Source organism: Paenibacillus sp. P22, from assembly GCF_000469945.2.
GTDB classification, from domain to species: Bacteria; Bacillota; Bacilli; order Paenibacillales; family Paenibacillaceae; genus Paenibacillus_O; species Paenibacillus_O humicus.
Genome location: NZ_CBRA020000181.1, coordinates 1 through 9,425 on the forward strand (window position 1 = coordinate 1; position 9,425 = coordinate 9,425).

General features: G+C 48.8%; 8 protein-coding genes and 3 pseudogenes. 9 read left to right on the plus strand and 2 right to left on the minus strand.

The window, feature by feature from the left end; genetic code table 11:
• Positions 1-145: 145 nt before the first annotated feature.
• Positions 146-1,695, plus strand: a pseudogene (locus BN871_RS21375) (glutamate synthase-related protein); the annotation flags it as partial.
• 208 nt (positions 1,696-1,903) lie between these two features.
• On the opposite strand, the gene BN871_RS27945 reads toward BN871_RS21375, so the two are convergent.
• On the minus strand, positions 1,904-2,062 hold the full coding sequence (locus BN871_RS27945; protein ID WP_021877330.1) for a hypothetical protein: 159 nt from the start codon (positions 2,060-2,062) through the stop codon (positions 1,904-1,906).
• A gap of 258 nt (positions 2,063-2,320) precedes the next feature.
• The gene (locus BN871_RS21380; RefSeq protein WP_021877331.1) at positions 2,321-2,689 is read right to left on the minus strand and encodes a helix-turn-helix domain-containing protein; all 369 of its coding nucleotides are present in this window, start codon (positions 2,687-2,689) and stop codon (positions 2,321-2,323) included.
• A 396-nt stretch (positions 2,690-3,085) separates the two neighbouring features.
• Between BN871_RS21380 and BN871_RS21385 the strand changes: the two genes are divergently transcribed.
• From BN871_RS21385 to BN871_RS27105, 8 genes and pseudogenes are all read left to right on the plus strand, one after another.
• Positions 3,086-3,346: a hypothetical protein gene (locus BN871_RS21385; RefSeq protein WP_157054029.1), complete on the plus strand. Its 261-nt coding sequence runs from the start codon at positions 3,086-3,088 to the stop codon at positions 3,344-3,346.
• A 30-nt stretch (positions 3,347-3,376) separates the two neighbouring features.
• Positions 3,377-4,129 carry a YveK family protein gene (locus tag BN871_RS21390; protein ID WP_021877333.1) on the plus strand — a complete coding sequence of 251 codons (753 nt, stop codon included), beginning with the start codon at positions 3,377-3,379 and terminating at the stop codon, positions 4,127-4,129.
• Positions 4,110-4,804 (plus strand): annotated as a pseudogene (locus BN871_RS21395) (CpsD/CapB family tyrosine-protein kinase). The gene BN871_RS21390 and the pseudogene BN871_RS21395 overlap by 20 nt, the downstream one beginning before the upstream one ends.
• 276 nt (positions 4,805-5,080) lie before the next feature.
• Positions 5,081-5,979 (plus strand): annotated as a pseudogene (galU, locus tag BN871_RS21400) (UTP--glucose-1-phosphate uridylyltransferase GalU).
• A 6-nt stretch (positions 5,980-5,985) separates the two neighbouring features.
• On the plus strand, positions 5,986-6,684 hold the full coding sequence (locus tag BN871_RS21405) for a sugar transferase (protein WP_021877336.1): 699 nt from the start codon (positions 5,986-5,988) through the stop codon (positions 6,682-6,684).
• A gap of 17 nt (positions 6,685-6,701) precedes the next feature.
• Positions 6,702-7,901 carry a glycosyltransferase gene (locus tag BN871_RS21410; RefSeq protein WP_048748698.1) on the plus strand — a complete coding sequence of 400 codons (1,200 nt, stop codon included), beginning with the start codon at positions 6,702-6,704 and terminating at the stop codon, positions 7,899-7,901.
• 13 nt (positions 7,902-7,914) lie between these two features.
• On the plus strand, positions 7,915-9,021 hold the full coding sequence (locus BN871_RS21415; protein WP_048748699.1) for a glycosyltransferase family 1 protein: 1,107 nt from the start codon (positions 7,915-7,917) through the stop codon (positions 9,019-9,021).
• Between the two features lie 38 nt (positions 9,022-9,059).
• Positions 9,060-9,425 (plus strand): glycosyltransferase (locus BN871_RS27105; RefSeq protein WP_232313254.1); only part of this gene is annotated, 366 nt, incomplete at its 3' end.

The window sequence follows — 9,425 nt, forward strand, 5'->3', positions numbered from 1 at the left end:
GCCATTTCTTGCAAACAAACTTTTCATTCCTAAGATAAAGGGCGCTGAGAAAGGCTGAAATAATTTGAAAAAAGTTGAAGGAACCCTTACACTTAGAAGGAATGAAGACGAACCGGAAAGGGTCGTAAACCTAAGGGGTGAGCAGAACGCCAACCCGCGCGCCCGCATCAACGTCAAGCTCGTATCCGAGGTCGCGTCGGCACGATCGCGGCCGGCGTCGCCAAGGGCCGGGCGGACGTCATTCTCGTCAGCGGTTATGACGGAGGCACGGGAGCTTCTCCGATGAACTCCATGCGCCACGCGGGCATGCCATGGGAGCTCGGCCTTGCCGAGACGCATCAGACGCTCATGCTCAACAACCTGCGCGACCGCGTCGTCGTGGAGACCGACGGCAAGATCATGAACGGCCGCGACCTCGCGATCGCCGCTCTGCTGGGCGCCGAGGAGTTCGGCTTCTCGACCGCTCCGCTCGTCGTGCTCGGCTGCGTCATGATGCGCGTCTGCCAGCTGGATACATGTCCGGTCGGCGTCGCGACGCAGAATCCGGAGCTGCGCAGCAAGTTCATGGGCGATCCGTCCCATGTCGTGAACTACATGACGTTCGTCGCCCAGGAAATGCGCGAGTACATGGCGGAGCTCGGCTTCCGCACGGTCAACGAAATGGTCGGCCGCGTGGATCTGCTGGAGTCCAAGGATCTGATCCATCATTACAAGCTGCGCGGCATCGACCTGACGCCGCTCCTGCATATCCCTGAAGTGCCGCATGGCGCATCCCGGCACAACGTGCAGCGGCAGAACCACGGGCTCGAAGAGACGCTCGACATGCGGAGCCTGCTGCCGGCAGCGGCGCCGGCGCTCGAGCGCGGCGAGCGGGTGGAAGCCTCGTTCCAGGTCGGCAATACGAACCGCGTCATCGGCACGATTCTGGGCAGCGAGGTTACCCGCCGCTACGGAGCCAAGGGACTGCCGGAAGACACGATCAGCCTTCGCTTCACCGGCTCTGCCGGCCAGAGCTTCGGCGCGTTCGTGCCGAAGGGCATTACGCTTACGCTTGAAGGGGATTCCAACGACTACGTCGGCAAGGGCCTCTCCGGCGGCAAGATCATCGTCGCTCCGTCGCCGAAGGCGACCTTCAAGGCGGAGGACAACGTCATTATCGGCAACACCGCCTTCTACGGCGCTACCGGCGGCGAAGCTTATATCCGCGGCATTGCCGGAGAGCGCTTCGCGGTGCGGAACAGCGGCGTGAAGGTCGTAGTCGAGGGTACAGGCGACCACGGATGCGAATACATGACAGGCGGACGCGTCGTCGTGCTGGGGGGCACGGGACGGAACTTCGCGGCCGGCATGTCGGGCGGCGTGGCGTATGTGCTCGATGAGCAGCGCACCTTCTACAAGCAAGTGAACCTGGAGATGGTCCTGCTGGAGAGAGTCGAGGCCGAGGAAGACATCGCGGAGCTGCGCTCCCTGATCGAAGCCCATGTCTCGAACACCGGCAGCGCCGTAGGCGAGCGCCTGCTCGCGGACTGGGAGCAGTCTCTGGACAGCTTCGTCCGCGTCATTCCCAAGGACTACAAGCGCATGCTGGAGCAGATCCGCAAAGCGGAAGAGGAGGACGGCCTGGAGGGCGAGCATGCTCTTCTGGCAGCTTTTGAAGCCAATATGCGCGAGCTCGCCCGTGTAGGCGGCAACTGATCCGAAGCAAATAGCAAGAACCGGCATCCTCCAATAGGAGGATGCCGGTTCTTTTTTTATCCTTTTTTTTGCAGGTTATGATACCTATTGTAACTATACATGATGTAACGCTCATATGTATCATTCAGGCCTATAGGGCTCTTTCAGCTGGGGGGCGGGGCTGTTTGGACAGGCTGGCAAGAAGGGCCGACAGGCGCGGGAGAATTTGCTACTTTTTCTTCTCCTCTTGCGACGTGGGGGCGGAATGGTCCTTGAAGATGCGCTGAATGGCGAGTTCGCTGTCGATACCGAGCTGTTCCAGAATGAACCTGACATCCAGCTCTACCCGAGGAGGTAGCTTATTGCCGTCTTGATGATTGGTTACCATATTGTTCAACCCACTCCCATTTCTCTCATTTATTATCTCTACTTGGGAACATAGTAGATAGTATAAATGACGCATGACGCAAAAGCTGTCGGAATCTGAAGGACAAGTTTGGATAATTTTGGTTGATTATTGTCGAAACAGGGACCTTAGGGTCATGGAATTGTCGCTACTTTAATCCTAGCGCAGCGGACAACCGGGTACATTAAAAAAATAAACCCGCCTGAATACAGGCGGGTTTCAGCATATTAGCGGGCATTATTACCTCATGGAGCGTTCGGCGCGGATAAAGGCGATGAATCTCTTCGCTTCTTCAGCCGTCAGCTTGCGGCCGTCGATGGAAAAGGCGAACTTCTCCATCATTTCCTGATCGGACAGCTCCAGGCTGGAGACAAATTCTCCAACCCCCGCATCGAGAACGGCAGCGGGATTGTCGGTTCTTCCGACCAGATAGTCGATGGACACATGGTATAAATCCGCAAATTTCGCCAGCGTATCGGTATCCGGCTCCCGCCGGTTTTTTTCATAATGAGACAAGGCCGCGCGGGAAATTCCGAGCGTTACAGAGGTCTGTTCCTGAGTCCAGCCTCGTTCTTCTCTTAGTCTCGCGATCCGAGTTCCAATGTCCATTAGGTACCTCCTAGATCTCTATATAACCCAGTTTAATACGGAAATGAGCGTTATGGATGATTTGCTACGAATAGTCGCATTTTTCAAATCCGGGATGTAAAATCGCTTGACATGTTACGAATTGTATCGTAAAGTTGGAGATGTTAAAGATACATTCTGTATCATATATATGCCATGATTCCCGATTCAAAGCTCCTTTATTCTTGCTGGCCAGCAGCATTTTGTCGGAGGTGAAGGATGGTCGTCCGTCGTAATTTGGAGCCCGGATCTGACAGATTAAGTCAGGCGCGCATGGGCCGCAAGCTTCTTGGGGATATCCGCATCTCCGAAGTTCGGGGAAAGGCGGTTCAATCCCGATCGCGCAAAGTCTTGTTACATACTATGAGCCCGGATCGGATGGAATTCTCCACCACGCTGCTGTTCCCCGTCCAGAACGGCTACCGGCTTACCCTCACCCTCATGCTCAACCGGCGCATGCATCTCATCACCGGCACGGTCGGGTCCAGAGCCAAGTCCGGCAATCTGTACCATTACGAGCTGGACATAACCGGCCGATCGGTCAGCCGGCTCGAATGGATCCGTGAATTGAACGATTGGCTGCTGAGCGGCCAGCCGGCCCGGCATCCTTATAAAGTCCACTATATTTATCGGAAGTGAACCATTTCTATATGACGGAGGCTCGACAACGTGGAACTTAAAGAATACTTGACTATCATGGGCAAGCGCAAGTGGCTCATCACCGCCATCGTCCTTATCGCCTGCCTGGCGACAGGATTCAAAAGCTTTTTCTATACAACTCCGGTCTATTCCGCATCAGCCAAGCTGATCGTCAATCAGGCATTCGAATACCAGGGAATGTCGATGCTGGATCTCAGCACGATGCAGACGAACATCACCGTCATCAACTCCTACAAGGAAATCATTCAATCCGCGGCCATACTCGACAAAGTCGTGGAAAAGTACCCCGATCTCAAGATGTCGGCAGATGAACTGAGAGGCGGGCTCGGCGTAGGCTCCTCGGCGGAATCGCAAATCATGGATCTTTCCTTCACCGGCACCTCTTATCCTCAGGCGGCCAAGGCCGTCAATGCCATCGCCCAAACCTTCAAAGAAACGAATCCCTCCATCATGAAAGTCGACAACGTGAACATTCTCAACAAGGCGAATCCGGATGCGGCCGCCATGAGCATCAACACCAGCCCGATCGTGCTGATCTTCATCAGCTTTGTCGTCTCGTTCATGCTCTCGGTCGGACTTGTCTTCCTGATTCATTACCTGGACGACACGATCAAGACGGAGAAGGATGTAGAGGCTCAGCTCGAGCTGCCGATGCTGACTCAGATTACGAAGATCGACAAGTACGGCTCGAAGTCCCGCAAGCCGTCTTCAACCAAGCCAAGTCCGGTCAAGGAGGGCTCCTATGCCACGCTCAACCAGTGAATCCAGCCTCATCACCTATTACGAGCCGAAATCTCCGATCTCGGAAGCCTACCGCACGTTGCGCACGAACATCCAGTTCTCTTCCTTCGATGAACCGATCCAGGTCATCATGGTCGCTTCGGCCAATCCCGGCGAGGGCAAGAGCACGACGGCTTCCAACCTCGCGGTCACTTATGCCCAAGAAGGCAAAAAGACGCTGCTGATCGACGCCGATCTTCGCAAGCCATCGGTGTTCCAGGTTTTCTCGGTATCCAACCGGGTCGGATTGTCGACGGTCGTGTCCGGCCAATGCCGCTGGGCCGATGCCATCCAGGATACCCATGTCGAGCAGCTCGATGTGCTGCCATCGGGACCGATTCCTCCCAACCCATCCGAGCTGCTGGCCTCCCATAGCATGAAGTCTCTTCTGCAGGAGCTGCAGGCTCAATACGACATCATCATCTTTGATACGCCGCCCGTGCTCGCCGTGACGGATTCGCTCATTATCTCCTCTCTCTGCCAAGCGTCATCCTCGTCGTCCAAGCCGGCAAGGTCAAGAGCGAGCTTGTCCACAAAGCCAAAAGCAACCTGGAGCATGTGCAGGCCCGGATTCTCGGTGTCGTCCTCAACAACATGAAGAGCCGGAAGGGCGACAAGTACACCTATTACTACTACGGAACCAAAGAAGCGAAGTAGCGCCTATTCCCTCCAATTCCAACTTTCAGGTAAGGCCTGCTGCACCTTTATCACTGCAGGCACTCGGCCGTGCTGTGGGCTCATGAGTGGGCCTTAGACGTGAATCGTCGATGGTACGGTGTGAGGAGGGGTTGAATGCCCCGGTTTTACTAACGAAATGGCAGAAAAACGGGTTATGTTTCCGCTTTCAACGAAAACATGATTCGTTTTTTTGGCATTTTCCCAAGGATAGGACTGGAAGAACCAGAGAGAAAAAGGATAAGGATAGGTGACGGTATGAAAAAAGTTCGAAAAGCGATTATTCCGGCTGCGGGGCTGGGGACCCGGTTCCTGCCCGCGACCAAGGCGATGCCGAAGGAAATGCTGCCGATCGTCGACAAGCCGACCATCCAGTACATTGTGGAAGAAGCGGTGCAATCCGGCATCGAGGACATCATCATCGTTACAGGCAAGGGCAAGAGAGCGATTGAAGACCACTTCGACATCGCCTTCGAGCTGGAGCACAGCCTGATGGAGAAGGGGAAGCTCGGCCTGCTCAGCGAGGTGCAGAAGTCTTCCAACGTGGATATTCATTACATAAGGCAAAAAGAAGCGAAGGGGCTCGGCCATGCCGTCTGGTGCGCCCGCAATTTCATCGGCAACGAGCCGTTCGCCGTCCTGCTCGGCGACGACATCGTACAGGGAGAAATTCCCTGCACGAGGCAGCTGATGCAGCAATACGAAGAAACCGGCCGCTCGGTCATCGGCGTCCAGACCGTGGGCATCGATCAGACGGATCGGTACGGCATCGTGGATCCGCTCGAAACGATGGGCCGCCTCGTTCAAGTCAAGAGATTCGTGGAGAAGCCGGCGCGAGGGCAAGCCCCTTCCAATCTGGCGATCATGGGTCGCTACGTATTCACGCCGGAGATCTTCGATTATCTTGGCGAACACAACATCGGAGCCGGCGGAGAGATCCAGCTGACCGATGCGATTCAGAAGCTGAACGAGTCTCAGGCGTATACGCCTACGACTTTGACGGGAAACGGTATGACGTCGGAGAGAAGCTCGGGTTTATCCTGACGACGATCGACTTCGCGCTGCGCAATGATGAGCTGAAGCATCCGCTGCTGACCGCCCTTGAAGAGCTCATTGAAGAGTACTCCAATACAACCAATTCTATCAAGCTGGGGTGATCGAAGATGAGTTTGAACCCGAACCGCAAGGAAGCGGAAGCTGTCCTGGAATCGAGCGCCTACTACTCCTCCTACGCAGCGGAAAACAAAAGGAATTTGACGGGTTATCTGATGATGAAGCGTGCGATGGACATCGTGGCCGCTTCGATTGGCTTGATTTTTCTTATGCCGGTCTTTCTTCTGCTCGCCATCGCGATCAAGATCGAGGACCCCAAGGGCCCGGTGTTCTTCTCCCAGAAGCGGGTCGGCAAGGGAGAGCGGCCGTTCCATATGTATAAATTCCGTTCGATGGTATCCAATGCGGAGGAGCTGCTGGCTGATCTGCTGGAGAAGAACGAAATTCAAGGCGCCATGTTCAAGATGAAGGATGATCCGCGAATTACGAGGATCGGGAAATTTATCCGGAAGACCAGCATCGATGAACTTCCGCAACTGTGGAATGTCGTGCGCGGGGATATGTCGCTCGTCGGACCGCGGCCGCCTCTTCCAAGGGAAGTTGCCGAGTATACGGCTTATGACAAGCAGCGGCTGAAGGTTACGCCTGGCTGCACGGGATTGTGGCAGGTGAGCGGTCGGAATAGTTTGAGTTTCAGCGAGATGGTGGAGTTGGATATTCAGTATATTCAAAATAGAAATATTCTATTTGATACTTCTATAGTAATAAAAACTATAAAGCTTCTCTTAGGATCTAAAAATGCCTACTGAAAATGAGATGATACATAATGGAAAAATTATCTATAGCTGTCGCGCATAGTCTATATCCTCCTACAATAATTGGGGGAGCAGAGATATCTACCCAGATTTTGGCTGAAACATTAAATAAAAATTATGCTGTAAAGGTCCTGACAGTCGGAGATCATAATAATGAATGTGTTCGTTATGATGTATTTAATGGAATCGATGTAGTTAAGCTACCGTACTCTAATATCTATTGGTATGGTGATACCCAGATCCGAAAAAATACAGTCAACAAGATAAGATGGAGAATAAACGATATTTATAATCGGCAGCAATACTTCTTCGCAAGGCAAGTGTTGAAAGAAAATGAAATTAAATTATTGCATACTCAAAACTTGCCGGGTCTAAGTCTTTCACTGTGGAAGGCCGCTCGAGATTTGAAAATCCCAATTGTACATACACTAAGGGACTTTTCATTGATTGACCCCATAAATATAAAACTCTACGCATGGTTTTATAAACATCTAGCCAAACAATTTAGTCTTTTTGTAGATTCAATTGTTGGTATTTCCAATGATGTTCTTGATACCCATATTCATCAAGGTTATTTTAAGAATTCAAAGCGATATATAGTTAAAAATGTGGTCGAATCAAGCGAGGCTACTCGGCGTTTATTTGGCAATAAACTTTTGAGAAATCAGTCTAATCCCAGCTTAGTCATAGGTTATTTTGGACAGATTAGTAGCATTAAAGGGATAGAATATCTCATACAGGCCGTTAAAGAGACTGACTTCTCAATAGTATCTGAATTGAGGATTTTCGGCGAAGGTCCTATGCTTGAACATTTAAAAGAAATAGCTCGTGAGGACAGTCGTATTATTTTTTTTGGGAAGCTGGATAGGCAGCGGGTTTTAATTGAAATGTCAAAGGTAGATATTACTTTTTTACCTTCTATTTGGAAGGAACCTTTTGGAAGGGTCATAATTGAATCGTATATGGTTGGAACTCCAGTTTTTGCTTCCAATATCGGAGGTATTCCCGAAGTGATATATAGTCCTGATGTTTACTGTTTCGAACCTAAAGATGTAAAAGGCATTAAAGATAGAATCAATTTTTACTATTCTAAAAATAGTGAACAGAGACGTGCACTTTCAATTGAGGTAAATAAGTATAGTGAAAATTTTAGTACGGGTATGTTATTGGAGAAACATACTGAAATTTACAGTGAGATACTAAATGCTTGATAGGAGTTCTTATATGTCCAAACAAACCATTATTATAAATGGAAGGTTTTTAGAACAAAAAATAACCGGAGTTCAAAGAGTTGCTTATGAATTTGTTAAGTCACTCGATTTGCTTCTTCATGAGAGTGGCTCGCTTAATCAATTTGAATTTATCGTCTTTTGTCCTAAAGGAAGTTCAAAAAATATAGCTTTGAATAGAATTTCTGTTGTTGAAATTGGTGCATTTAACGGACATTTGTGGGAGCAGGTCACTCTTCCAATGCGTAGCTTTGGAAAAACAGTCATAAATCTTTGCGGACCAGCTCCAATTATTAAAAAGAAACAAATTGTTACAATTCACGACGCAGCTATTTTCGCGAATTCAGAAAACTTCTCATTCCCCTTTAAAATTTGGTATAAAATAATGTTTTTCTTCTTTAGAATCCTATCTCTAAAAATAATTACTGTTTCTAACTTTTCTAAGTCTGAACTTGTTAAATATTGCAACTTTAAACAGGAAAAAGTGAAGACTATCCATTTGGGGGTGGATCATTTCTCCTCTTCTATTAATCCAATTAATGAAATTTCGCTTCTTCAAAGATTCCAAATTGAAAAAGAACAGTATGTTCTGGCAGTGAGTAGTATGGCCCCAAATAAAAACTTTAAATCAGTCATCAAAGCTATGGAAGAATTGAAGGTCACTAATTATAAGTGCATCATTGTTGGAGGAAACTTTTCAAAAGTCTTCAATAAGGGCACAAATAATAATGATATGAACAACCAGAATATTAGGTACCTGGGTTATGTAACTGATGAGGAACTTAGCATTTTGTACAAAAATGCAGCTTGTTTTATTTATCCTTCGTTTTATGAAGGATTTGGATTGCCGCCAGTTGAGGCTATGTCTTGCGGTTGCCCGGTAATTGTCTCTAATGCAGCATCACTACCAGAGGTATGTGGGGAAGAAGCCATATACTGTAATCCATATGACTATATGGACATATCAGAAAAGATTGAACAATTACTCGTAAACCCAGAACTGAGAACAAAACTTTCTATGAATGGAATTCAACGTTCCAAAAACTACCGATGGAGATCTTTTGCCAGAGGACTATGTTCAGAATTGTCTGATCTAAAGTAGAAAAGTGGTGATAAAAATTAAGAACAAAAATTTTATATGTGTGCGAATCCATTGGCGGCGGTGTAAGGAAACATTTACTAGATGTACTCAATTTTATAAATCATACCAAATATGAAATTGTTGTTGCACATAGTCTGAACCGGACGGATCAAGTCTTTTTAGATGAAATGGAAGGGTTAAAAGAAAAGGGAGTACGATTCCTTTCTTTGCCCTATCTTGTAAGAGAAATATCACCATACAAAGATGTAAAGTCATTACTGACAATGATACAACTTATTAAGGAATTCAAGCCAGATATCGTTCATTGCCATAGTTCAAAAGGTGGTGGGATAGGAAGAATTGCTTCATACTTTTGTAGAACAAATAAAATTATTTATACGCCTCATGCATATATGTTTCAAAAT

Excerpts from the sequence above, each read along its gene's own strand:
- BN871_RS27945 (WP_021877330.1), bottom strand. The coding sequence starts at position 2,062 with ATGGTAACCAATCATCAAGACGGCAATAAGCTACCTCCTCGGGTAGAG.
- BN871_RS21380 (WP_021877331.1), bottom strand. The coding sequence starts at position 2,689 with ATGGACATTGGAACTCGGATCGCGAGACTAAGAGAAGAACGAGGCTGG.
- BN871_RS21385 (WP_157054029.1), top strand. The coding sequence starts at position 3,086 with ATGGAATTCTCCACCACGCTGCTGTTCCCCGTCCAGAACGGCTACCGG.
- BN871_RS21405 (WP_021877336.1), top strand. The coding sequence starts at position 5,986 with ATGAGTTTGAACCCGAACCGCAAGGAAGCGGAAGCTGTCCTGGAATCG.
- BN871_RS21410 (WP_048748698.1), top strand. The coding sequence starts at position 6,702 with ATGGAAAAATTATCTATAGCTGTCGCGCATAGTCTATATCCTCCTACA.
- BN871_RS21415 (WP_048748699.1), top strand. The coding sequence starts at position 7,915 with ATGTCCAAACAAACCATTATTATAAATGGAAGGTTTTTAGAACAAAAA.